Raw genomic sequence first — 23258 nt, forward strand, 5'->3', positions numbered from 1 at the left:
GCTAATTCCTGTAATCCTTTCCGGTTAAGTTTAAAAACAGACCTTCTAAACCACCCTGATCATGTTCAGCCAATAAATTAGGCAAAGTATCATGAGCTATAATTTTACCTGAGTCTATCATGGCTACCCGCTCGCACAATGCCTCGGCCTCACTTAACTGGTGCGATGTATAGATCAGCGTGGTACCGCTCTCATTCAACTCCAATAGGTAATTAATAATAGCGTGGCGTGTTTGTACATCTACACCTACAGTAGGTTCATCTAAAAATAGGATAGAGGGGTTATGTATTACCCCAATAGCCAGGTTAACCCTGCGTTTCATCCCGCCCGAAAAATTCTGAACCTGCTCATCGCGAACATCAGTCAAACCCAAAATCTCTAACAATTCAGTGGTTCGTGTCCTGATCTGCTGTTTATTTAAGCCCGACCAGGCACCAAAAAATTCCAGATTTTCAACCGGGCTCAATTCATGATAAAAAGAAAAATCCTGTGGCACAAAGCCAAACAGCTTATTGATCTTTTTATGATTACCCTTCATCTCATGACCTAACAGCTTAATGTTTCCTTCCGGGAAAGGGAGTAAACCCGTCATCAAGTTCATCAGCGTAGTTTTACCCGCGCCGTTCGGGCCGAATAATCCAAAACGCTCGCCCTTGGCTATCTGTAAATTAAAATGCGAGAAAAACGTACCGGTATTACCGGGATAATTAAACGCCACATTTTGTATATCGATAGCCAAAATATCCATCACCATTTGATTTTGGATAAAGCGGTAAATGCCTGTTTTTCTATCTCGGCAATTTCAAACAAGTAATCGCTCATTTGATTGAAATCTTCCTGACTACCAATCCGGCCTTTGTATATCCCCGATGCCTGTACAGCGGCAGTTCGCCACAGATCACCTGCTTGAGTAAATGTATTGGATATTTCCAGCAACTCATCCTGAGGTAAATAAGCATGAGCCTGTTGTAAAAAAGCCCCGTAAATATAACGGAAACCACCGCCCCCCGTACCAATTTCTTCTTGCATGCGCACTAATTGGGCAAGGTATAATCCAGCGGTTTTTAAACCCAGTTTATCGCGCCAGTTTTTTATCCGTTTGGCGATGAATTTGATGCCATCAACTCCGGTAATAGGGCCGGGGATATGTAGCATATTATTAACATTCTTTTTAATCCCTCTTTTTATTGCTTTGCGTATCTGATCATCGGTAACTGGTCTGCTTTCTTTTGGGTAGTATAATTGTCCGTTAGGTGCTAAAGCACCCTTGGCAAAACGTACACGTTCCAGTTCGTAACCCGTCATGGTGGTTACGGTTTCCATCACCGGGTCGCTTATCAGGTAATTATCGCCTTCTTTACCATAAACTATCAGGTTATGGGCATTGAAATGAAAGCGGTATTCTTTCGGGAAATATGGTAAATAATAAACCCCAACCTGGCAACCAACCGGGTGACCGGCAGCTAAGCATTCATCCAAATAGCTTTGTGCTTTAAGCTTTGAGCTAAATTTTTTACGCACAACGGGTATATCCAAAGCCTTGCAGGTACGGTTAAAAACTAATCCTGGCAAAGTACGGAAAGCTATCGCGGGTCCGTTATTGATTTTAATAAGTGGTATATAAACAAAGAATAAACCGGCGCCAATACCAAATGCTAATGGCTCAGTAATTTGATGAACACCAATATTTTGCAACAGGCTTGTGGTAACCCCATTTTCGCAATGGGCTGCCTGCAAGTGTTCATAATCAAGCTTCATTAACTTTCATGCTTTTTAAATCTGGTACGCTTATGTTAAAAACTTCGGCGTAACGTTGTAGTTTTTTATCAGATAAGGTTTTAAAAACCTCCGGCTTTAAATGTCTTTTGATTTGCCATTTCCAAAAGCCTGTGTAATCAGCCAGTATGCTAATATCCATCAAAGATTTCTCCATAAAATAAAGCAATGGACTGGCCTCACCATTTAAAACCTTTTGTTTAGCTTGTTCTACACGGTCGGCAATTTCGTCCCAGGCAGCATCAAGGGCGGTTATTTTAACATCCCAGCCCTTGCTTAGTTCGGTGGTGTATTTGCCGCTTTTATCGGTAGCATAGCAAACCTCCTTGGTTATTTTACCCAACGAACTAAGATCTTGAGGAACATCTTCCTTTTTCATTTTCCAATTAAACAACAGTAAGCATGGCATACATATACGAAAAGCGCGAGCTTTCGGGTACCAATAAGAGCAGTTTTTCGCCAACTTTCAATTTGCCGCTGTTAAACAATTCGTTTATCATCAGGTAAATAGAGGCCGCGCCCACATTACCAACGGTATAAAGGTTGATAAACCATTTTTCGTAAGGGATGCCGCCGCCATATATCTCAACCAGATCGTAAATTTTGCTTTTGAAAAAATTGCTTGATATATGTGGTAAAAAATGATCAATATCGGCAACAGTTAAACCACGCCTGTCAAATATCTCTTTGATTTTTTTGCCACCCAGCGCAACAATATTATCGCTCAATAAATTAATATCCTGCTTAACGCTGAAGATGCTTTTGGTCATGATCTCTTCGGGAGTATAATCCATAAAGCCCTTTAATGTGCCATCAGGTTGTTTTTCGCCACCCATGTACATACAGGTTTCCATTTCGTTGGCGTAGGATACACCTTCTATCCAATCCAATCGCAAACTGATACCTTCCTTATTTGGTTCGTCCGACATTAAGAAGGCCGATGCACCATCAGATAACATCCATCTCAAAAAATCCTTTTGGAAAGAGATATAAGGGTTCTCATTTAATTCGACCAGTTTGTGTGCTTCTTCTTCAAATACATCCGATACTAATAATCCCGAAAATCTTTCAGAGCCTGTAGCTACAGCCAGCTTTACATCGCCGGTGCGGATAGCCATATAAGCGTATTTTAAAGCGTGCATCCCAGCGCAGCAAACACCTGCCGGTGATACTACTTCTATGGCCTCAGCTTCGGGTAGCCAACCATGTGTCATTACACCGTGGCTCGGCATCATTTGATCGGGAGAGGAGGTGCCGCATGATAGCAGTTCAATATCTTTAATATGCTCTGGCTCGTCTTTAAACAATTCTTTAACAGCTAAGGCTGTCATCTGCGCATTGGTATGGGTTGATTTTCCGCCCTTTTCTAAGGCATAATAGCGGTTAGTTATAGCGTTGTTACGCAGTACAATGTTTTTTGATTTAGATGGTTTGCCGTTGATATAGCCCAGGTACAGTTCCATATCTTGGTTTGGAACGGGCTCATTAGGGAAATAGGCAGACGTTTTATTAATATAAACAGGCATATATAAATTTATGATAAACTTAAAAAATGTTGTTTCCGGGCTTTAATTCGCTTAGGCGTTGTAAAGCGGAAAAATATAGCGTTGAGTGTTAGCATTATTGGCGCGCCTATCCAAAACGCAATTAGCAGATAATACTTAAATACCTTTAACCAAGCTGTTTTGTTTTTTCTTTTTGAAATAAAGGTGGCCCAAACCTTAAATATTTTGCCCGCCACAGTTTCAATAACCATTAAGTTGTATTTTAATACCACAGCGCGTTGCTTGTCTAATTCGTTTTGAAAACCTTCATAATTATTACCAAGCAGATGTGGCAGCAGGCTTTCGCCGAAAGCTGCGCTGCGCTTAATTTCAGAATCGGGCACGCCTGGTGGCGGAAATATCCCCAGGTAACTATCCTTTTTACCCTTCAGCATCCAATGAAAAATAGTTACAAAACTAATCGGGTTAGGGTGGGTGTCAACCAACGCAATGTTGCCAACCAGTGTGGCGCCAGCGGCCTTAATTAGCTTTTTAACCCGTACAAAAGCATTGAGCCACATGTTACGTGCGCCGGTAACAGTTATTACCGGTGTATCTTTTAAAATAGCTTTGAACCTTGCATCATTCATTAACGAATTAAATGGAATGCTTGGTGATAAAAACCAGGCCTGGTAACCTAATACGATCAGGTCGTATTTGGTTTCTGCTAAGGTAAATGGTTCCAGTTCTGCCGGTACATCAAGTTGGCAATCGGGCATCACACTAAAAAAACGGTCGGTTGTCCACGGGAATGCATAGTTATGTTTCAAATTAACATTAACCCTTTCAACTGAAATTCCTACGTTCTCTAAGGGAACAGTAAAATTATCAAGAATCTCCCTTAACTGGCCCGATTGCGTGTAGCAAATAGCTAATACCTTTTTAGTCATGCTCAAAAATTAGAGGTCTTGTGGGCGTAAAATTTTTGAACTTTTACTGTAATCTGCAATGGCAGATTGTATGGTTGGTGATAAATTTTTGTACGATTTAATAATGTACGCCTTATCGCTTTGCAACTGGGCTTTATACTTTACAATTTTGGGCGCGTTCTCTTGTATTATCAATCTTAAAAAGCGGTACTCGGCATTGGTGCTATCTTTGGATAGCACGGTTTCTAATTTAATGCGCCCATTTTTAAACAGCTTTAATTTTTCGCCAGGAATGGCTACTAAACCCGCTTTGCGCATTAACAGGGTTCCTTCGTAGGCTTCCTTATCGCTTCCGGTGGAGGTATTTAATATAGATAGTTCATTATTGATCTCGCTTAATTTACCCAACCGGATAGTCACGTAAAATGCTGATTTATCGAATTTTTGCATCAGGTTTTCGCCCTTTGCAATAGCGAATACAGCAACCAAAAACAATAAAAATATAAACCTCGTCTTCATAGATGATCCTGGTCAATTACCATGCGAATATAAAGATTTATGTTGAATGTGATATTTAGTGCCATTCCCTTAACCGAATTTTCGCAGATTTCTATTACTTTTGAGGGTTAACTACCAAGCTGTCTATAGACTACGACTTTACTCAATACTAAGTGCAAACTTCCCCAAAGCAATTTTCAAATCAATGGGCCATTATATTGGGCGGTTCAAGCGGCTTTGGCTTTGCGGCTGTTGAAAAGCTGGCTTCGCGCGGTATGAACGTGGCTCTTTTGTATCGTGAAATGCGTTCATCCGAAAAGGAACTCAAACAAAAGCTGGATGAACTTGCCGAAGCTAACGGAGTAACCATTTTGCCTTTCAACGTTAACGCGCTTGATGTTACCGGTCGTGATCAGTTTATTGAGCAGGTTGATCATGTTATCCCAAAAGGTAGTGTAAAACTATTACTCCATTCCATTGCCCGTGGTAACTTAAAGCCATTGGTAGGAGAGGATGCAACGCTTTCTGCAGAAGATATTCAACATACCAGCTATGCCATGAGCAATAGTTTGCTTGATTGGGCAAGGCTTATCATAAAAAACGAATTGTTTAACACCGATGCCCGCATTATTGGTTTAACAAGCGAGGGAGCTCACCGTTATTGGGATGGCTATGCCGCGGTTTCTATCGCGAAAGCATCATTAGAGAGCCTGGCTACTTATATGGCTGTAGAGTTGAGCAAATATGGCCTGCGCACCAACATAATACAGGCAGGCGTTACCGATACACCATCGTTAAGAATGATTGCCGGTAGCGAACAATTGATTGATAATGCTGTTATCAGGAACCCGATGGGTAGAATGACAGAGCCGCAGGATGTGGCCAACGTAATTTACCTGTTGTGTACACCCGAAGCAGCCTGGATAAACGGATCGTTAATTCATGTAGATGGCGGGGAGCACTGCCGGTAGTTTTTACTTTTGATTGAACATGAATAACGATATACTTAGCTATTTACCTTACAAATCATCTTTCCTGTTTGTTGATAATATATCGGCTTTGGACAGTGATGGGGTAACCGGCGATCATACTTTAAAACCCGATGCCTTTTTTTACGAAGATCATTTTGTAAATAACCCGGTAACTCCCGGCGTTATCATTACCGAAATTATGGCGCAAATAGGTTTGGTGGTTTTAGGGATCCATTTGATGATAAGCGGACAACACGAAGACCAGGTTTTGATGGATGAGGGTTCGTTCCCGTTGCTCACCTCAACCAATGTAGATTTTTATAAAATGGTGCTGCCCGGAGAAAAAGTTGTGGTAACATCTAAAAAACAATATTTTAGGTTTGGTAAATTAAAATGTGCCGTAGAGATGCATAATGGCTCAAACGAATTAGTGGCTAAAGGGATATTTTCGGGCGTAATTAAAAGCGCTATTCCTAAAAAAGATAAAGAAGCAGAATGAGTCGTCGTGTAGTAATTACAGGTTTAGGTGTGGTTTCTCCCAATGGGATAGGCGTGCCCGATTTTTTACATGCCATCCAAAATGGCACATCAGGTATTAAATTCTATCCCGAATTTGAAGAGTTGAAATTTAATTGCCAGGTAGCGGGTATCCCTCAATTTGAGTGGGAGCAACTGCGCAACTACATTCCCGAAACATCATTATACGGTTTGAAAGGTAAAGGTATAGCCTTCGGCATAAAAGCGGCCTTAGATGCCTGGATGGATGCCGGTAACGAAATATACAGTGAAGAAACTTTGTGGGATACCGGGTGTGTTTTTGGCAGCAGTGTGTCTGATACGGATGTGATCAAAATGGCCATCAATAGAGTTGATGCCAAAGAGTCTAAAAAATTAGGCTCACGCGTGGTAGAACAAATAATGAATAGCGGTGTTACTGCTTATATATCAGGCCGTTTAGGCTTGGGTAACAAAGTTATCAATAACTCGGCGGCTTGTGCTACGGGTACGCAATCTGTAATATTAGGGTACGAATGCATTAAATTCGGGATGGCTAAACGGATGGTTGTAGGTAGCTGTGAGTTTGTTGACCGTTACATATTCGGAGGTTTTGATTCAATGCGGGTATTATCACGTAAGTTTAATGATAATCCCGAAGCGGCATCAAGACCTATGAGTTTAACTGCCGGTGGCTTTGTTCCGGGGTCTGGAGCAGGTGCGTTGGTACTGGAAGATTTAGAATACGCCTTAGCTCGTGGAGCAAAGATATACGCTGAAATATTGGGTGGATCAACCAATAGCGGTGGCCAGCGCAATGGCGGCAGCATGACGGCACCCGGCCCGGCGGGCGTAATCAAGTGTATTGATGATGCCATTAAATTGGCAAACATTGATGCGGATCAGGTCGATCTGGTAAGCGGCCATTTAACCGCTACCATGGCCGATAAATATGAAATAGAGAACTGGAGCAAGGTTTTAAATCGTAGGGGCGACAACTTCCCTATGGTGAACTCGCTTAAATCAATGGTGGGGCATAGCCTTAGCGCGGCGGGTTCGCTGGAGATGGTTGCAGCGGTTTTGCAAATAGTGCACAATTTTGTGCATCCAAATATTAACTTAGAGGACCCAAATCCCGAAATAGTGGAGATAGCGGGCCAAAACAATTTACCAACAAAATTGGTAAACAAGGAGGTTAATATCGTGGCGAAAGCTAATTTTGGCTTTGGCGATGTTAATGCCTGTTTAATAATATCAAAATATAAATAACTAATGAGTAGAGCAGAAATTCTGGACGAACTAAAAAAAGTACTAACCCCTTACACGGAAAATAAAGAAATGCTCGCCGGCATTACCGAAGAAACTGACCTGATCAAAGACCTGAAGATCAATTCGGCTAATTTGGTTGATATAATTATTGATGCCGAATCACAATACAACATCGAGATTGATTTTGACTCTGCCGAAAAAATGTTCTCGGTAGGTAATTGTATAGATGTTATTGCCGATAAAGTAAATCACTCTGCTTGATAAGTATTGGGAACGATATTGTAGCGTTAGGAGCCATTAACAGGCAACGCAGCAACGATACCCGTTTCCATTCCAAATTTATAACACCAACCGAACTCGCGCTTTACCAACAGCCTGCCATTGCCGCAATGCCATTCGAAAGTTTTGTATGGCTGCTATGGTCGGTTAAAGAGGCGGCCTATAAATATCAAAAACGGCTTGAGCCCGATCTGATTTTTTCTCCGGCAAAAATCGTTGTTCAGCATATCATTATCCCGGCAACTTATCCCAATAAGGTAATAGAAGATGCCTGGGAAATTGATGTGTTAGGTGTGGATTTTATCCACGGCGAAGTTCATATCAATACAGGCAAATTATATTTCAAATCAATTATTAATGCTGATCTGATAGCTACTGTTGTTGATCAGGAGCCAGCATTTCAAAATATCTATTGGGGTATTCAAAAAATAGTGCATACTGATAGTGAAAACCAATCCCGTTTGGTTAGGGTGTTCTTACTCAATAAATTCCAAAGCGTCTTCCCGCAAGGCAACCTAACCTTGCAAAAAAGCGCTGTTGGTTATCCTGTTTTATTCAATAACGGGGTAGAAACAGGCATCCTCATTTCGTTGGCACATCATGGGCATTTTACCTCTTATTGTTTTAATATGGCCCATCAGGTATTAATTTAGTGGTAAGCGAGGATATTGAAGATGCAGTTATTCGCCCCAGGCTGTTATCATCAAGTTCCTGTTACCACCATAATTGCGGTGCTCGCACAGGTAAATACCTTGCCATGTACCCAAAGCTAACCTGCCATTGCGGATAGGTATCATTACAGAACAGCCTAGTAATGCCGCTTTTAAATGCGCGGGCATATCGTCAGAGCCTTCATCGTCATGCAAATAATCCGGGTCGTTCTCGGGCACGGTCTTATTAAAAAACATCTCGAAATCTTTTCGCACAGTAGGGTCGGCATTTTCATTAATACTTAATGATGCCGATGTATGTTGAATAAACACCTGGCACATCCCCGTTTTAATACTGCCTATCTGCGGCACTGATCGCACAATTTCTGACGTGATCAAATGGAATCCCCGCTTTTGTTCTCTGATCTGGATCTGTTGCTGATGTATCTGCATTGGTATTTGCTTTGTGGAAATATAACAAAAATACGTACTAATAGTTGCGTTTAAAGCTCAAATCAATATCTTTAGGTTTAACCAAGCCGTATGGAGCAATTTTTTCAACTCAAAAAAAATAATACCACCATCGCTACCGAAGTTATTGCCGGGGCATCGTCTTTTCTGGCCACATCTTATATCATCGTAGTAAACCCGTCTATTTTAAGCCAGGCAGGTATGCCATTTGCCGCTGTGCTTACCGCTACAATACTGGTGTCGTTTTTCAGTAGCTTAATGATGGGGCTGTATGCTAAGAACCCTATACTCGTAGCTCCAGGGATGGGCCTCAATGCATTTTTTACCTTTACCGTAGTATTGGGTATGAAAGTACCCTGGCAAACCGCGTTGGGTGCTGTGTTCTGGTCGGGCATCATATTTCTATTGCTTTCCATATTCAATATCCGTACGCATATTGTAAAAGCCATACCTAAACAATTGCGTTACGCCATTACAGCGGGGATAGGCTTGTTTATCACGCTCATTGGTTTTACCAGTGCAAAGTTTATCGTCGCTAATCCGGCAACTATTATTGGCATCGGCGCTTTAAAGCCAGCTTTGGTAACGTTTCTTGCTGGCTTTTTTGTAATGGCTGTTCTGCTTATCCGTAAAGCAAAAGGAGCCATCCTTTTCGGGATTTTGTTTACCACCTTAGCGGCATACCCCATCGGGCGGTATTGGGGTGGGGCAGATCCGTTGGTTAGTTATAAAGGAGTGTTCGGTATGCCCAATTTTAGCCTGCTTTTTAATCTCGATATTATTGGATCTTTAAAATGGTCCTTCCTCCCGGTTATCTTCGCTTTCGTCTTCACAGATATGTTCGATAGTTTGTCCACCTTCATCGGCCTGTCCGAAGCTGCCAATTTATTAGACGAAAACGGAGAGCCTCAAAACGTAAAACAATCCCTTTTAACCGATGCCGTTTCAACAACGCTGGCAAGCCTCGTAGGTTCAAGCCCCGGCACTGCTTATATCGAATCTGCAGTGGGTATTGGCAGCGGCGGTCGCACAGGTTTAACGGCTGTAGTTGGCGCATTGTTATTCTTGCCTTTCCTGTTCTTAGCGCCATTATTATCTATTGTTCCGTCAATAGCAACCGCGCCAGCGCTGGTATTGGTGGGCGTATTCATGCTGCAATCAGTCATTAAAATAAACTGGACCCGGTTAGACGATGCCATTCCCGCCTTCCTTGCGCTGGTACTTATCCCATTCACTTACTCAATTACTCAAGGCATCATCTGGGGATTCCTAAGCTTTACTATACTCAAGGTATGTTCCGGAAAAGCAAAAGAAATTAGCCCCGCACTTTGGATCATTGATGCATTCGCCATAATGGCTTTAATATTAGCATAATAAACATGAAGAAACTTATACTACTCGCATTCATTATTCTATTCAATCTTCAATTATCAAAGTCACAAACCATAGGTATATTGGGTGCTTTTGGTGCCGAAGTGGCTCTTATTCATTCACGCATTCAAAATCCTGAAGAGATCGTTATTCAAAATATACATTTTACCAGGGGGATATTGAACGGTCATCCAGTAGTGCTGGCGCAAACCGGTATGGGTAAGGTGAACGCGGCTATCACAACCTCGCTGTTGCTTGATCACTTTAAACCAAGCCAGGTGCTGTTTACAGGTATAGCCGGTGGGGTAGACCCACAACTTGCTCCCGGCGACTTAGTCATAGGTGATAAAATAGCCCATCACGATTATGGCACAATAACTCCCGACAGCATGCAAAGGCGCGCCACTCAAGACCCTGTTACCATGCTCCCTAATCCACAATACTTTCTTAGCGCGCCAAAACTGGTTAAACTGGCTCAGGATGTAAGCAGCAAGCTTGAGTTCGCTAAAATTGGTTCGGGCAAACATGCACCCAAAATTGTGACGGGCACTATTGTAACAGGCGATGTTTTTGTGGCATCAACCTTAGCTACCCGGCAACTATGGCAAAAAATGCATGCCGAGGCTACCGAAATGGAAGGTGCTGCCGTGGCACAAACCTGCTGGCAACAAACGGTGCCTTTCCTGGTTATTCGTAGCCTGAGCGATAGCGCGAGCAATAACGCGCACCAGGATGTTGCTTCGTTTTACCAAACCGCCGCTATAAATTCGGCAACTTTGGTAATGGCTATTGTTGGGCAAATAAAATAGAGGCGTATGCCGCATTTTGTAAATTATTATACTGTATCGTTATAAATCTTCTATTTTTTAACGTTTTTTCAAAATATCGATCTTAAAATAAAATAATCACTTTTTTACACTTAATTATTGCAAAAAGTATTTTTTACAAACATTTTTCGCATATTTGGCAAGGTATTATCCTGTATTCATAAAATACAGCCTTCTCAAATAAAATATAATGGATCTAACTCACGCTAACCACAATACCAGCACCCTCGACGAACTTGATTTTTCTATTCTAATGCTTTTGCAGGAAGACGGCCGCATGTCGTTCACCGTAATGGCCGAAAAACTGGGTGTTTCAATCAGTAACATCCGTACCCGTGTGGGTAAACTTATTGAAGATAAAACTATCCAAATTGTAGGCCGCGTTAACCCCGAAAAGGTTGGTTTCCATGCTTACGCCCATATCAAGATCTCCATCCGCCCGGCAAATTTGATCGAAGATGTAGCCAAAAAAGTAATGGAGTTTCCCGAAGTTAGCTTTCTCGCCAGCACATCAGGCGATTTTGACTTAGAGGTTGACGTAATGTGCCGCGATAACAGTCACCTGGTAGAGGTAGTGAACGAACGCATAGCCCGCATAGAAGGCGTTTACCAAACCAAAACCGATATGTATTTCAAAGTACTTAAGCTGGCTCAACCAGATTTAAGCGGATTGAGATAATAACCGAAATAAGAATTTTGTCGGTATTTGTCGGTGTTTTCAAAACGAAAATCACCACGAGTCATTGCGAACGATAGTGAAGCAATCCCCGACTATGTACGTTGCATGTTTTATAAGAACCAATAATCGGCATAACTTAACTAACAATTTTGTCGGTATTTATCGGTATTTTTAAATGTGTTGGTTCCTGTATATTAGTTCTTAACTCTCTTCCCTCCAATATACAAAAAATATCCCACATCCTCAAATCACTCTGTACACTTACTAATCCACGTCTGTAATTATTCTGCATAATTTGCAAAAAAATATTAATTTTTTGCAAATTATGTTTTTTGTGCGTATGTTTAAACCTTATTGACAATTGTTGATAGTTCATACCCTAATTGTAGATACTTCTTTTCCAATTTAGGTTTTTGATAACTAACAATGCCAATTACAATTAAACTAAATTATAAAATGAAGTACGGTTCAGTTAAAAATTACATACACGGCCAGTTTATTGATGCCCCCGCCGATAGATACATGGATGTGGTATCGCCTGTGGATGGTTCCTTATTATCCAAAGTTCCTATGTCTGCTGCTGCGGAATTGGATTCTGCAGTTCAATCCGCAAAATCAGCAGCCAAAGGCTGGGCAAATACGCCTATTAAAGAGCGGGTACAGGTATTCTTCCGCTATAAGCAATTATTGCATCAAAATCTCGAAGAACTCTCCAAACTCATCGTAGAAGAGAACGGTAAAACGTACACCGAGGCTGTAGCCGAAATAGAAAAAGCGATAGAGTTAACCGAATTCGCTACGTCGTTACCACAACTCATAACTGGCGAATTACTTGAAGTAAGCCGCGGCATCGAATGTCGCACCGAATATGTGCCTTTGGGCGTAGTAGCCTCCATCGTGCCCTTCAACTTCCCAAGCATGGTACCTAACTGGACTATCCCTAACGCGATAGCCTTAGGTAACTGTATGATCATGAAACCATCAGAAAAAGTGCCATTGAGCGTTGGCCGGATAGCCGAATTGTTAAAAGAAGCCGGTTTACCCGATGGTGTATTTAATGTGGTACATGGTGATAGCGTAATAGTTGAAGCTATTTGCGATCATCCCGGTATCGAGGCGGTATCTTTTGTAGGATCAACCAAAGTAGCCAAGATCGTTTACCGCCGCGCTACCTATAATTACAAACGTTGCCTGGCTTTAGGTGGTGCCAAAAATCACTTGCTGGTATTGCCCGATGCTATTCCGGGAATGACGGCGGCTAACATTACCGCGTCGATGAGCGGTTGTGGTGGGCAGCGTTGTATGGCAGCATCGGCCATGGTTGGCGTTGGCGAAATCGATCACATCGTATCAAAAATAGTTGATGAGGTAAATAAAATAGTGGTAGGCGATAATTTGGGCGCGGTGATCAGCAAAGCATCAAAAGATAACATCGAAAAATATATTACCAGCGCCGAAGCGCAGGGAGCCAAAATATTGGTAGATGGCCGTAACACTGTAGTTAAAGGTAAAGAGGACGGCTTTTACGTTGGCCCAACCGTTATTGATTACGTTACTCCGGATATGGATGTGGCCCGCGAAGAGATCTTTGGTCCGGTGATCAGCATCATGCGCGCCAAAACATTAGACGAGGCATTAGCCATTGAAAATGCCAACCCTTATGGTAACGCTGCAGCGGTATTCACTCAAAATGGTGGAGCGGCAAGGCACGTGATCAGCAACGCGAGCGCAGGTATGATAGGCGTGAACGTAGGTGTACCCGTACCACGTGAACCATTCTCATTCGGTGGCTGGAACGAAAGCAAATTCGGCGTAGGAGACATCACCGGAAAAAGCTCTATCGAGTTCTGGACTAAATTGAAAAAAACAACCACCAAGTGGAACCCAGAAGCGGGCGTAAACTGGATGAGCTAGCCCCCCGACCCCCTAAAGGGGGAGGAATAGGGCAAACGAATACTAAAGAAAACTAAATATTAACTTTTATTCCCCCTTTAGGGGGTTAGGGGGCTTAACTATGCTAACATCAGAAACATTATCAGAAACAGAAGAGATCGTACAGAACAGTATGGATTATACCCTGTTTTCATGGAGCAAACAAAAGGGTATTAACCCAATAGCTATAAAAAGCGCGCAAGGCGTTTACCTATACGATTACGAAGGCAAACGTTATATCGACTTTTCATCAGGTTTGATGAACGTGAACATCGGCCACAACAACCCGCGCGTGGCACAGGCTGTGTTTGAGCAAATGTCGCAGGTAAGTTATGTTACCCCAAGCTGCGTTACCAAAGTACGTGGCGAACTGGGTAAAAAACTGGCCGAGATAACCCCGGGTAACCTGACTAAAACATTATTCACCGTATGTGGGGCTACGGCTATCGAGAACGCCATTAAACTGGCGCGCCTTTACACAGGTCGTCATAAAATTATAACCCGTTACAGGGCGTTTCACGGTGCGTCTTATGGCGCTATGACGGCTGGCGGTGATCCGCGTAAAATTGCGTCCGATTCCCAGCAAGCGCCAAACTTTGTGCACGTTGAAGATCCATACTGCTACCGCTGCCCCTGGGGGAAAGAGATTCAAAGCTGTAACCGTGAATGTGTAAGCCACATAGAGCGTGTAATTGAATTTGAAGGGCCGGAAACTGTAGCCGCCATACTAATGGAAGGTGAAAGCGGAACATCGGGCTGTATCAAATACCCGCCTGATTATTTGAAAAAACTACGTGCCCTGTGTGATAAACATGGTATCCTGTTAATTGTAGATGAGGTAATGAGCGGCTTTGGCCGTACTGGTAAATGGTTTGGTGTGGATAATAACGGTGGTGTTGTTCCGGATATGATAGCGACAGCCAAAGGTATTACCGCAGGTTATTTACCATTAGGCGCTTTAATTGTAACCGATACAATTGCCGCCGCTTTTGATGATAAACCATTGATGCTGGGTTTAACATATTCTGCCCACCCGGTAAGTTGTGCCGCAGGGCTGGAAGTTCTTAAAATATACGAAGACGAAAACCTGATCGAAAACGCCGCCAACATGGGGCGCTACATCGAAGAGTTGGTTGAAGAAATGAAGAAATCGCACCCGAGCATCGGCGATTTTCGTAACACGGGCTTGCTGGGCTGTATCGAGTTGGTGAAAAACCGTAATACCAAAGAGCCTATGGCACCTTACAACGCTAAGGCCAGCGAAATGGAGATCATGAACAAGGTTGCTGCTAAGATAAAAGAACTCGGCATGTACGCTTTTGTTAGGTGGAATTATGTGTTCATCGCTCCACCGCTATCTATCACTAAAGAGCAGGTTGACGAGGGTATGGAAATCATATCTAAGGCTATTAGTATTGCCGATGAATACGTATATTAACGTTTTAAAATGTTAGTATAAAATGAAGGATACATCAACCATCTCAACCGAAATAATGGACGCGGAATTGCACAGCGAAGACCTCGCCGCTATCCCTATGGATAAGCGCACCTGGAATACCTGGAATTACGCCGCTCTTTGGATCAGCATGAGCTTATGTATCCCTACCTACATGCTGGCCAGCTCATTAATCGAAGGCGGCATGAACTGGTGGCAATCTATACTAACCATTTTGATAGGTAACACTATTGTGTTGATTCCCATGGTATTAAACGGACGCGCGGGCGCTAAATATGGCATCCCGTTTCCGGTTTTTGCAAGGGCGAGTTTTGGTATAAGGGGAGCCAATATTCCGGCTATGCTTCGCGCCATAATTGCCTGTGGCTGGTTCGGTATCCAAACCTGGATAGGTGGTTACGCCCTTTATCAAATGGTTAAATTGTGGATTCCGGGCATCGCCACGCTTCCGCAGATCTTCCCGGTTTCCTGGGCTTTAGAAACCGGTCCGGCTATCATGTTCCTGCTGTTTTGGGCGCTAAATATGTATGTAGTTTATTTGGGTGTTGATAGCATTAAAAAACTATTGGTGTTCAAAGCTTTCTTTTTACCCGCTGCTGCGTTGGCCTTGTTGTTCTGGGCTATCAATGCCGGGCATGGTTTAGGTCCTATTTTAGATCAGCCATCCAAATTCAAATCAACCGGCGAATTCTGGCATTACTTTTTCCCTTCCCTTACGGGGATGGTAGGTTTCTGGGCAACATTATCATTAAATATTCCCGATTTTACCCGCTACGCCAAAAGCCAAAAAGCACAGGTAATGGGGCAGGCTATAGGCTTGCCAACCTCCATGACGTTGTTTTCGTTCATCGGTGTGGTGGTAACCTCGGCAACGTTCATCATCTACGGTAAAACCATTTGGGATCCCGTAGTGCTGGCCGGAAAATTCGATAGCAAACTATTGGTAAGCATTGCCATGTTAGCTGTAGCCTTATCAACATTGGCAACCAATATAGCGGCCAATATCGTAAGTCCGGCTAACGATTTTGCTAACCTGTCGCCATCAAAAATCAACTTTAAAACAGGTGGTTATATCACTGGTATCATAGGTATGTGTATCTTCCCATGGAAACTAATTGCCGATCCATCAGGCTATATTTTTACCTGGCTGGTAGGCTATTCAGGCTTATTGGGGCCAATAGGAGGTATCATGATAGCGGACTACTATTTCATCCGCAAACAAACTCTAAGTTTAAAAGAACTGTACAGCTACAATGGCCGCTACACATTTGGCAACGGTTTTAACACCGCAGCTATTGTGGCATTGGTATTAGGTATCGCGCCAAACATCCCCGGCTTTTTAACCACTATACATGTATTGAGTAAAGATGCCGTTTGGCCCTGGGTTGATTACCTGTACAACTATGCCTGGTTTGTAGGCTTCTTCATTTCGGGCTTGGTTTACCTCGTAATGATGCAAAAACAAAAAGAAACCGTAACCGAATTTACTAATCTTAACGAAGGAGATCTGAATGTCAGTATTAATTAAAAATGGCAGGGTCATCACTGCCGCTGATGATTCTATTGCTGATATCTATATCGAAGGCGAAACAATTGTCGCTATCGGAAAAAATTTAAGCTATAAAGCCGATAAGGTTATCGATGCCACAGGAAAAATGGTTTTCCCGGGTGGTATCGATCCCCACGTACACCTGAGCATGCCTTTTATGGGTACATTCTCCAGCGATACCTACGAAACAGGTACACGTGCCGCATTATACGGCGGCACCACAACCGTGATCGATTTTGTGCTGCAAACACAAGGCGATTCACTAAAAAATGCTTTGACGGATTGGCAATCACGCGCAACAGGCACTGCCGTTGGCGATTACAGCTTCCATATGGCTGTAACAGATTATAACGAAAATGTAAAGGCCGAGATCAAACAAATGGTTGAGGAGGAGGGAATAACCTCTTTCAAAACATTTATGGCTTATAAAGGTGCACTGATGGTTGATGACCGTCAGATGTTTGGTTTGATGAGTGAAGTGAAAAAACAGGGTGGGATGGTTACAGCTCACGCGACTAATGGAGATATGATTGACCTCCTGGTTGCCAAGCACCGCTCCGAAGGCAAACTATCCCCCCTGTATCACTATTTATCGCAACCAGAAGTTACCGAGGCCGAGGCATCAAACCGGTTCGCCCAAATGGCTGGTTATACGGGCTGCCCTGCCTACATTGTTCACCTAACCTGTGAGGGCGCGTTGAACGCCGTTCGCGAAGCTGGTGCCCGCAATTACCAGGTATTTGCCGAAACCTGTATCCAGTATTTAATTTTAGATGCATCGTTATACGAGCAAAATTTTGAGGGCGCTAAATGGGTAATGAGTCCGCCCTTACGGAAAAAGAAAGATCAGGCAGCGTTATGGGCCGGTATCAATCAAGGCTTGCTCCAAATTGTAGCTACCGACCACTGCCCCTTCATGTGGGAGCAAAAACTGATGGGCAAGGATGATTTTTCAAAGATCCCGAACGGACACCCTGCGATAGAGAACAGGTTTGAATTGTTATTCTCCGAAGGTGTGAACAAAGGCAAAATAAGCCTTTCCAAATTTGTAGAAGTATCAGCTACCAACGCCGCCAAAGCATTCGGTATGTATCCCCGCAAGGGAACCATAGCGGTAGGCAGCGATGCCGATGTCGTGATCTTCGATCCGAATGAACAGCACACGCTATCAGCAGCCACTCACCACATGAACGTGGATTACTCCGGCTACGAAGGCTGGCAAGTTACAGGCAAAGTGAAAACGGTATTGTTGCGTGGTAAGGTTGCTATTGACGATAATAATTGTTTGGTTGATAAAGGTTACGGGCAGTTTATTAAGAGGAATAAGGTAACAGGGAAATTATAATTAACACAACCAACTATGTCATTTCGACGATAGGAGAAATCTTCTGCTCAATAAAAGTCTGCGACGTGCAAAGTTCACAAGCATGGAGCAGAAGATTTCTCTCTCGTACCTCGTTCGAAATGACAAATTTTAAATAAGGGATAACATTAACTATACTATAGAAAAACATTTACATGCCAAGAATCATTAAATCAGGCTTAATACAAATGAGTTTGCCGCTTACCGAAGGTGAGGGAACCATTCCCGAAATTGTGAACGCCATGGTACAAAAGCACATCCCTTACATTGAGGAAGCCGGAAAGCAAGGTGTACAAATATTGTGCCTGCAAGAGATTTTCAATACCCCATACTTTTGCCCCGGTCAGGATGCCAAATGGTACGCTTCCGCGGAAGCCGTACCTGGCCCAACAACCGATCTGATGGCGCAATACGCCAAAAAATATAACATGGTAATCATCGTTCCGATATATGAAAAGGAGCAGGCCGGCGTTTTATACAATACCGCCGCCGTTATTGATGCCGATGGTACTTATTTAGGTAAATACCGCAAAAATCATATCCCGCAAACTAACGGCTTTTGGGAAAAGTTCTTTTTTAAACCAGGCAACTTAGGTTACCCTGTATTCCAAACTAAATACGCCAAAGTGGGCATTTATATTTGTTACGACAGGCATTTCCCTGATGGCGCACGCTGCCTGGGTTTGAATGGGGCCGAAATAGTGTATAATCCATCAGCAACCGTAGCCGGTTTGTCCCAATATCTTTGGAAACTGGAGCAACCGGCACATGCCGCTGCAAATGGTTATTTTATGGGCTGCATCAATAGGGTTGGTGAAGAAAAGCCATGGAATCTGGGTCGTTTTTATGGCTCTTCATACCATGTTGATCCACGCGGGCAAATATTAGCCACCGCATCAGAATACGATGATGAACTGCTGGTAACTGAATTTGATTTGGATATGATAGACGAAGTACGCAGCACCTGGCAGTTTTTCCGCGACCGCCGCCCCGAAACTTACGGCCCAATAACGGAATTGTAGTTCGGATTAAAGAGCAAGGAACAAAGACACAAATTAAAGAAATCAATAGAATTTGCACATTCACATATCTGCACATTCGCACATTAAACAAAACACATGCCTATAACCAATTTCAGGCTTACTACCGATCAATACGAAGAGAACTTCGCTGATATACATCCGCCATTCGAGAACTTGACTGCGGCCTTGGTAGAAGCAAACCGCTGTATATTTTGCTACGATGCACCGTGCATGAAATCGTGCCCGACGAGTATCGATGTGCCAAAATTCATCAAACAAATAGCTACCGAAAATATCAAAGGCTCTGCACATACCATCTTTACATCCAATATTATGGGTGGTGGATGCTCTAAAGTTTGCCCGGTTGAAAAACTGTGCGAAGGTGCCTGTGTGTACAATTTGATGGAAGAAGAACCCATCCAGATAGCCCGTTTACAACGTTACTCAACCGAAAAAGCGATAGCCAACAAATGGCCGCTATTTAAACGCAAGCAATCAAACGGCAAAAAAGTAGCCGTTATTGGTGCCGGCCCGGCAGGTTTATCATGTGCGCACGTTTTATCCCGCGAAGGTATTGATGTTGATGTTTACGAAAAAGAAGCCAAAGGTGGTGGTTTAATGACTTATGGCATAGCAGCTTATAAAGTTACCCCTGGCTTTTGCGAGGATGAAGTAGAATACATTCTATCAATAGGTGGTATCGAAATTAAATATAACCAGGAGTTAGGTAAAGATATTACGCTGGCCGATCTGCAAAGCCGCTATGATGCCGTTTATGTAGGTATCGGCGTAGGTTTAGCCCGTCAGCTCGAAATTCCGGGTGAGCATTTGGATGGTGTAGAAGATGCCATCAGCTTCATTTACGATATCCGCAGTAAAGATTTTAGCGAAGTAAAAGTAGGCGAAAGCGTAGCCGTAATAGGTATGGGAATGACGGCCATTGATGCCGCTACCCAAGCCAAACGCCTCGGTGCCAAGCAGGTTACAATGGTTTATCGCCGTACTCAGGCCGAAATGCCTTGTACCGAAGTGGAACTCAATATTGCCAAACTGGATGGCTGTAACATTATTTGGCTGGCTGCTCCAAAAGAAGTTTTAGGCGTAGATGGCAAAGTAACAACCTTAGTTTGCAGCAAAATGGTATTGGGTGAACCCGATGCCAGCGGCCGCCGCTCACCAATAGAAACCGGCGAAGAAATCGCGCTCGAAGTAGATATGGTAATTAAAGCAGCCGGGCAAATGCCTTTCGAAAGCCTCGTATCGGGCCTAAGCCTCGAAAATAAATACGGTAAAATAACAACCGATAAAAATGGCGTAACCAATATAGCAGGCATATTTGCCGGTGGTGATTGCGTTAACGGAGGTAAAGAAGTAGTAGACGCCGTTCAAGCCGGAAAAGACGGCGCAGCGGGAATTTTGTCCTATTTGGGCGCATAGTTAGTTCATGGATCATTGTTCATAGATCATAGTAAAAAGGGAAAATTAATAAAAGACAAAACTGGTTAAGCAGAGTATTTGAAAGGTTGTTCTACCATGAACTATGAACCGTCAACTATGAACCCCTAACCATCAATCAAATACCATGGCCGATATATCATCAGATTTTTTAGGCATTAAATCGCCTAACCCATTTTGGTTGGCGAGCGCGCCACCAACAGATAAAAAAATAAACGTACTCCGCGCATTCGAAGCCGGGTGGGGTGGCGTGGTATGGAAAACCCTGGGCACGCAGGTAAAAAATGTATCGTCGCGCTATTCGGCGGTTGATTACCATGGTAGTCGGGTAATGGGTTTCAATAACATTGAGCTGATATCCGACAGGCCGCTTGATATCAACCTGATCGAGATCAAAGAGGTTTTGAAAGAATTTCCCGATAGGGCGATGGTTGTTTCGCTTATGGCGGATAACAGCCGCGAAAGCTGGCATGAACTCATTAAAAAAGTAGAAGACACAGGAGCGCATGGTTTGGAACTAAACTTCGGTTGCCCGCACGGGATGACTGAGCGTGGTATGGGAGCAGCCGTAGGCCAGGATCCGGAAATTGCCCGCATGGTGGTTGAATGGGTAATGGAAATTGCCACAATACCGGTAATAACCAAACTAACGCCAAATGTACATTCTGTTGTACCAACCGGTTTAGCTTCGGTTTTGGGTGGCACGAATGCGCTTTCGCTGATCAATACCATACAATCGGTAACCGGAATTGATCTGGATACCTTAATTCCTAATCCAAATGTTGGTGGTAAATCTGCTTTTGGTGGCTATTGTGGTCCGGCGGTTAAACCTATCGCATTAAAATTTTTGACTACCATTGCTCAGAACGAGATAACCCGTAAAGTGCCTGTTTCGGGTATCGGAGGTATCAGTACCTGGAAAGATGCCGTTGAATTTATGCTGCTCGGCGCATCCAACGTACAGGTTTGTACTGCTGCTATGAAACATGGTTTCCGTATTGTGGAGGATATGATTGAAGGTTTGAATTACTGGATGGACGAAAAAGGCTTTGCCAAGCTGGATGATTTTATTGGTAAATCCGTCCACACCATGTCAAACTGGGAAGACCTGGACATCAACTATCACGTTATCGCTAATATTAACCAAGATAAATGCGTGCATTGCGGTCTATGCTACATCGCCTGCGAAGATACATCGCACCAATCCATCGCTTTGGATTATGGTAAGCCATACAACAAATACACCATTAAAGAGGAAGAATGTGTAGGCTGTAATTTATGCGCCTTGGTTTGCCCTGTTGATAATTGTATTACCATGGTTGAGCACCGCAAAGGCGATGAATACATTAACTGGAAGGATTATCAACGTCTTGGTTTACCATTGAATGATCATTAAGCTGTAAAAGTATAATTTGTTATTTTTAAATCAATTTTAAACAATAATTACAATCAAAAACTTATATTTCAGCAAATATTTTGTTAAAATAGCATTAATTTGTAAATAAATTAATTGAACTTCTTGATATTCTGAAAGTAAAGCCTTAAATTTAAGGGTTTTGTATGCACGAACTGCGTAAAAGACTGGCGAAACCCGGTCTTCCAAATAGTTTGGAATTAGAATTAAGTACTGACCTCTTTTTTTAAATTTTACTACAAGTATATGCACCCTGAAATCGAAGCCGTAATCAAACTCCCTGTTGAAGGTTATTCTGAGCCAAATGAACTGGCTCAAAATAATGCCGATAAATTGTTATCCCACATTACAAGGAAAGGTTTATACCAAACCAACATGTTAAACAAAACATGGACTGGTGGGTTGAGCATTTACCTAACCTTTGGCGATTGGCAATTTCACATGCAGGCCAATAACGAGGGCAGAATAGTTTATATCTTATTCAGAGGACAGGAACAATTAGATTGCGGCAGTGTGATTTATGAGCAGTATACACACATTTTATCACATTATTTAAACGCTATCAAATTTAGCACACCGGCTATTGGATTGAGGCAAACAGGGTCGTGATACCCATATCAAATACTGTTTTGATAATTGAGTCATTACAGTAGTAAATATTTATACATGAAAGAGGATAGAATACGGAAGGCATTTGAGAATAAAGACTGGAACGAGATCAAGGTTACCGACTCGTGGCAGATACTAAAAATAATGGCCGAGTTTGTTGACGGGTTTGAAAAACTGGCCAAAATTGGCCCATGCGTTTCCATATTCGGTTCGGCTCGTACTAAAGCAGATCATAGATATTATCTGCTGACCGAAGAAATAGCCCGTTTACTTACCAAACAGGGCTATGGCGTAATCTCAGGCGGTGGCCCCGGCATTATGGAAGCTGCTAATAAAGGCGCTTTTGAGGCCGGTGGTAAATCAGTCGGGTTGGGGATAGAATTGCCCTTTGAAGCATTTGAGAATAAATATATTGATCGGGATAAGTTGTTAGAGTTTAAATATTTCTTTGTCCGGAAAGTAATGTTTATGAAATACGCGCAGGGTTTTATAGCCATGCCGGGTGGTTTTGGAACATTGGATGAATTTTTTGAAGCAGTTACCCTGATACAAACCGGCAAAGTAGCCCGGTTTCCGATAGTTTTGGTTGGTACCGAATACTGGAAAGATCTGATAGAATGGACTAAAGATAAAATGCTTACCGCCGGTAATATTAAAGAAGAAGATCTGAACTTGTTCCGCTTGGTTGATACTGCCGAAGATGCAGTGGCCCATATTGTTAAGTTTTACGAAAAGTATATCATTAAGCCGAATTTTTAA

The 23258-nt window shown here is 42.8% G+C and carries 24 protein-coding genes; 17 read left to right on the plus strand and 7 right to left on the minus strand.

The features are described 5' to 3' along the window. Nucleotide 1: 1 nt before the first annotated feature. From ABIN91_RS18185 to ABIN91_RS18210, 6 genes are read right to left on the minus strand one after another with little or no spacing between them, the layout of a single operon-like run. Nucleotides 2–754: an ABC transporter ATP-binding protein gene (locus ABIN91_RS18185; protein ID WP_348052865.1), complete on the minus strand. Its 753-nt coding sequence runs from the start codon at nucleotides 752–754 to the stop codon at nucleotides 2–4. Beyond that, nucleotides 748–1758, minus strand: coding sequence for a BtrH N-terminal domain-containing protein (locus ABIN91_RS18190; protein WP_348052866.1), 1011 nt, complete (start codon nucleotides 1756–1758; stop codon nucleotides 748–750). The genes ABIN91_RS18185 and ABIN91_RS18190 overlap by 7 nt, the downstream gene beginning before the upstream one ends. Then, the gene (locus ABIN91_RS18195; protein WP_348052867.1) at nucleotides 1748–2155 is read right to left on the minus strand and encodes a hypothetical protein; all 408 of its coding nucleotides are present in this window, start codon (nucleotides 2153–2155) and stop codon (nucleotides 1748–1750) included. Before ABIN91_RS18195 ends, ABIN91_RS18190 begins: the two co-directional genes overlap by 11 nt. 7 nt (nucleotides 2156–2162) lie before the next feature. After that, nucleotides 2163–3302 carry a beta-ketoacyl-ACP synthase III gene (locus tag ABIN91_RS18200; protein ID WP_348052868.1) on the minus strand — a complete coding sequence of 380 codons (1140 nt, stop codon included), beginning with the start codon at nucleotides 3300–3302 and terminating at the stop codon, nucleotides 2163–2165. 8 nt (nucleotides 3303–3310) lie between these two features. After that, on the minus strand, nucleotides 3311–4210 hold the full coding sequence (locus tag ABIN91_RS18205; RefSeq protein ID WP_348052869.1) for a hypothetical protein: 900 nt from the start codon (nucleotides 4208–4210) through the stop codon (nucleotides 3311–3313). Between the two features lie 9 nt (nucleotides 4211–4219). Next, entirely contained in the window at nucleotides 4220–4708 is a 489-nt protein-coding gene (locus ABIN91_RS18210) for a hypothetical protein (RefSeq protein WP_348052870.1), read from the minus strand. A 152-nt stretch (nucleotides 4709–4860) separates the two neighbouring features. On the opposite strand from ABIN91_RS18210, the gene ABIN91_RS18215 reads away from it, so the two are divergent. The 5 genes from ABIN91_RS18215 to ABIN91_RS18235 are packed head-to-tail and all read left to right on the plus strand — an operon-like array spanning nucleotide 4861 to nucleotide 8354. Continuing rightward, nucleotides 4861–5658, plus strand: a complete 798-nt coding sequence (locus ABIN91_RS18215) for an SDR family oxidoreductase (protein ID WP_348052871.1) — start codon at nucleotides 4861–4863, stop codon at nucleotides 5656–5658. A gap of 19 nt (nucleotides 5659–5677) precedes the next feature. Further along, nucleotides 5678–6157, plus strand: coding sequence for a FabA/FabZ family ACP-dehydratase (locus tag ABIN91_RS18220; RefSeq protein WP_348052872.1), 480 nt, complete (start codon nucleotides 5678–5680; stop codon nucleotides 6155–6157). Beyond that, nucleotides 6154–7422: a beta-ketoacyl-[acyl-carrier-protein] synthase family protein gene (locus ABIN91_RS18225; protein WP_348052873.1), complete on the plus strand. Its 1269-nt coding sequence runs from the start codon at nucleotides 6154–6156 to the stop codon at nucleotides 7420–7422. The genes ABIN91_RS18220 and ABIN91_RS18225 overlap by 4 nt, the downstream gene beginning before the upstream one ends. A 3-nt stretch (nucleotides 7423–7425) precedes the next feature. Continuing rightward, nucleotides 7426–7683, plus strand: a complete 258-nt coding sequence (locus tag ABIN91_RS18230; RefSeq protein ID WP_348052874.1) for an acyl carrier protein — start codon at nucleotides 7426–7428, stop codon at nucleotides 7681–7683. After that, complete coding sequence (locus ABIN91_RS18235; RefSeq protein ID WP_348052875.1) at nucleotides 7680–8354, plus strand: 4'-phosphopantetheinyl transferase superfamily protein; 675 nt, start codon at nucleotides 7680–7682, stop codon at nucleotides 8352–8354. Before ABIN91_RS18230 ends, ABIN91_RS18235 begins: the two co-directional genes overlap by 4 nt. A gap of 27 nt (nucleotides 8355–8381) precedes the next feature. Here the strand turns inward: ABIN91_RS18235 and ABIN91_RS18240 are convergent, their stop codons facing one another. Then, complete coding sequence (locus ABIN91_RS18240) at nucleotides 8382–8804, minus strand: secondary thiamine-phosphate synthase enzyme YjbQ (protein ID WP_348052876.1); 423 nt, start codon at nucleotides 8802–8804, stop codon at nucleotides 8382–8384. A gap of 90 nt (nucleotides 8805–8894) precedes the next feature. Between ABIN91_RS18240 and ABIN91_RS18245 the strand changes: the two genes are divergently transcribed. From ABIN91_RS18245 to ABIN91_RS18300, 12 genes are all read left to right on the plus strand, one after another. Further along, nucleotides 8895–10196 carry an NCS2 family permease gene (locus ABIN91_RS18245; RefSeq protein WP_348052877.1) on the plus strand — a complete coding sequence of 434 codons (1302 nt, stop codon included), beginning with the start codon at nucleotides 8895–8897 and terminating at the stop codon, nucleotides 10194–10196. 5 nt (nucleotides 10197–10201) lie between these two features. Then, nucleotides 10202–11002: a 5'-methylthioadenosine/adenosylhomocysteine nucleosidase gene (locus tag ABIN91_RS18250; RefSeq protein WP_348052878.1), complete on the plus strand. Its 801-nt coding sequence runs from the start codon at nucleotides 10202–10204 to the stop codon at nucleotides 11000–11002. A 208-nt stretch (nucleotides 11003–11210) separates the two neighbouring features. Then, nucleotides 11211–11699, plus strand: a complete 489-nt coding sequence (locus ABIN91_RS18255) for an Lrp/AsnC family transcriptional regulator (RefSeq protein WP_348052879.1) — start codon at nucleotides 11211–11213, stop codon at nucleotides 11697–11699. Between the two features lie 456 nt (nucleotides 11700–12155). Continuing rightward, nucleotides 12156–13613 carry a CoA-acylating methylmalonate-semialdehyde dehydrogenase gene (locus tag ABIN91_RS18260; RefSeq protein ID WP_348052880.1) on the plus strand — a complete coding sequence of 486 codons (1458 nt, stop codon included), beginning with the start codon at nucleotides 12156–12158 and terminating at the stop codon, nucleotides 13611–13613. Between the two features lie 100 nt (nucleotides 13614–13713). Then, nucleotides 13714–15069 (plus strand): aminotransferase class III-fold pyridoxal phosphate-dependent enzyme, encoded by a 1356-nt coding sequence (locus ABIN91_RS18265; RefSeq protein WP_348052881.1) that lies wholly within the window; start codon nucleotides 13714–13716, stop codon nucleotides 15067–15069. 22 nt (nucleotides 15070–15091) lie between these two features. After that, a complete protein-coding gene (locus ABIN91_RS18270; protein WP_348052882.1) occupies nucleotides 15092–16615 on the plus strand; it encodes an NCS1 family nucleobase:cation symporter-1 in 1524 nt (507 codons plus the stop codon). Next, complete coding sequence (hydA, locus tag ABIN91_RS18275; protein ID WP_348052883.1) at nucleotides 16599–17981, plus strand: dihydropyrimidinase; 1383 nt, start codon at nucleotides 16599–16601, stop codon at nucleotides 17979–17981. The genes ABIN91_RS18270 and hydA overlap by 17 nt, the downstream gene beginning before the upstream one ends. Nucleotides 17982–18154: 173 nt before the next feature. Further along, nucleotides 18155–19021: a nitrilase-related carbon-nitrogen hydrolase gene (locus tag ABIN91_RS18280; RefSeq protein ID WP_348052884.1), complete on the plus strand. Its 867-nt coding sequence runs from the start codon at nucleotides 18155–18157 to the stop codon at nucleotides 19019–19021. Nucleotides 19022–19117: 96 nt separating this feature from the next. After that, nucleotides 19118–20458 (plus strand): NAD(P)-dependent oxidoreductase, encoded by a 1341-nt coding sequence (locus ABIN91_RS18285; protein WP_348052885.1) that lies wholly within the window; start codon nucleotides 19118–19120, stop codon nucleotides 20456–20458. 145 nt (nucleotides 20459–20603) lie between these two features. Continuing rightward, the gene (preA, locus tag ABIN91_RS18290; protein WP_348052886.1) at nucleotides 20604–21872 is read left to right on the plus strand and encodes an NAD-dependent dihydropyrimidine dehydrogenase subunit PreA; all 1269 of its coding nucleotides are present in this window, start codon (nucleotides 20604–20606) and stop codon (nucleotides 21870–21872) included. Between the two features lie 264 nt (nucleotides 21873–22136). Next, nucleotides 22137–22499 carry a hypothetical protein gene (locus tag ABIN91_RS18295; RefSeq protein ID WP_348052887.1) on the plus strand — a complete coding sequence of 121 codons (363 nt, stop codon included), beginning with the start codon at nucleotides 22137–22139 and terminating at the stop codon, nucleotides 22497–22499. Between the two features lie 57 nt (nucleotides 22500–22556). Beyond that, nucleotides 22557–23258 (plus strand): TIGR00730 family Rossman fold protein, encoded by a 702-nt coding sequence (locus ABIN91_RS18300; protein ID WP_348052888.1) that lies wholly within the window; start codon nucleotides 22557–22559, stop codon nucleotides 23256–23258.

The sequence above is a fragment of the Mucilaginibacter sp. genome, from assembly GCF_039921305.1.
In the GTDB taxonomy this organism is placed as follows: Bacteria; Bacteroidota; Bacteroidia; order Sphingobacteriales; family Sphingobacteriaceae; genus Mucilaginibacter.

Bases quoted from the DNA above. Each gene is read 5' to 3' on its own strand.
- ABIN91_RS18185 (WP_348052865.1), bottom strand. From the start codon at position 754: ATGGTGATGGATATTTTGGCTATCGATATACAAAATGTGGCGTTTAAT.
- ABIN91_RS18190 (WP_348052866.1), bottom strand. From the start codon at position 1,758: ATGAAGCTTGATTATGAACACTTGCAGGCAGCCCATTGCGAAAATGGG.
- ABIN91_RS18195 (WP_348052867.1), bottom strand. From the start codon at position 2,155: ATGAAAAAGGAAGATGTTCCTCAAGATCTTAGTTCGTTGGGTAAAATA.
- ABIN91_RS18200 (WP_348052868.1), bottom strand. From the start codon at position 3,302: ATGCCTGTTTATATTAATAAAACGTCTGCCTATTTCCCTAATGAGCCC.
- ABIN91_RS18205 (WP_348052869.1), bottom strand. From the start codon at position 4,210: ATGACTAAAAAGGTATTAGCTATTTGCTACACGCAATCGGGCCAGTTA.
- ABIN91_RS18210 (WP_348052870.1), bottom strand. From the start codon at position 4,708: ATGAAGACGAGGTTTATATTTTTATTGTTTTTGGTTGCTGTATTCGCT.
- ABIN91_RS18220 (WP_348052872.1), top strand. From the start codon at position 5,678: ATGAATAACGATATACTTAGCTATTTACCTTACAAATCATCTTTCCTG.
- ABIN91_RS18225 (WP_348052873.1), top strand. From the start codon at position 6,154: ATGAGTCGTCGTGTAGTAATTACAGGTTTAGGTGTGGTTTCTCCCAAT.
- ABIN91_RS18230 (WP_348052874.1), top strand. From the start codon at position 7,426: ATGAGTAGAGCAGAAATTCTGGACGAACTAAAAAAAGTACTAACCCCT.
- ABIN91_RS18240 (WP_348052876.1), bottom strand. From the start codon at position 8,804: ATGCAGATACATCAGCAACAGATCCAGATCAGAGAACAAAAGCGGGGA.
- ABIN91_RS18245 (WP_348052877.1), top strand. From the start codon at position 8,895: ATGGAGCAATTTTTTCAACTCAAAAAAAATAATACCACCATCGCTACC.
- ABIN91_RS18250 (WP_348052878.1), top strand. From the start codon at position 10,202: ATGAAGAAACTTATACTACTCGCATTCATTATTCTATTCAATCTTCAA.
- ABIN91_RS18255 (WP_348052879.1), top strand. From the start codon at position 11,211: ATGGATCTAACTCACGCTAACCACAATACCAGCACCCTCGACGAACTT.
- ABIN91_RS18260 (WP_348052880.1), top strand. From the start codon at position 12,156: ATGAAGTACGGTTCAGTTAAAAATTACATACACGGCCAGTTTATTGAT.
- ABIN91_RS18265 (WP_348052881.1), top strand. From the start codon at position 13,714: ATGCTAACATCAGAAACATTATCAGAAACAGAAGAGATCGTACAGAAC.
- ABIN91_RS18270 (WP_348052882.1), top strand. From the start codon at position 15,092: ATGAAGGATACATCAACCATCTCAACCGAAATAATGGACGCGGAATTG.
- hydA (WP_348052883.1), top strand. From the start codon at position 16,599: ATGTCAGTATTAATTAAAAATGGCAGGGTCATCACTGCCGCTGATGAT.
- ABIN91_RS18280 (WP_348052884.1), top strand. From the start codon at position 18,155: ATGCCAAGAATCATTAAATCAGGCTTAATACAAATGAGTTTGCCGCTT.
- ABIN91_RS18285 (WP_348052885.1), top strand. From the start codon at position 19,118: ATGCCTATAACCAATTTCAGGCTTACTACCGATCAATACGAAGAGAAC.
- preA (WP_348052886.1), top strand. From the start codon at position 20,604: ATGGCCGATATATCATCAGATTTTTTAGGCATTAAATCGCCTAACCCA.
- ABIN91_RS18295 (WP_348052887.1), top strand. From the start codon at position 22,137: ATGCACCCTGAAATCGAAGCCGTAATCAAACTCCCTGTTGAAGGTTAT.
- ABIN91_RS18300 (WP_348052888.1), top strand. From the start codon at position 22,557: ATGAAAGAGGATAGAATACGGAAGGCATTTGAGAATAAAGACTGGAAC.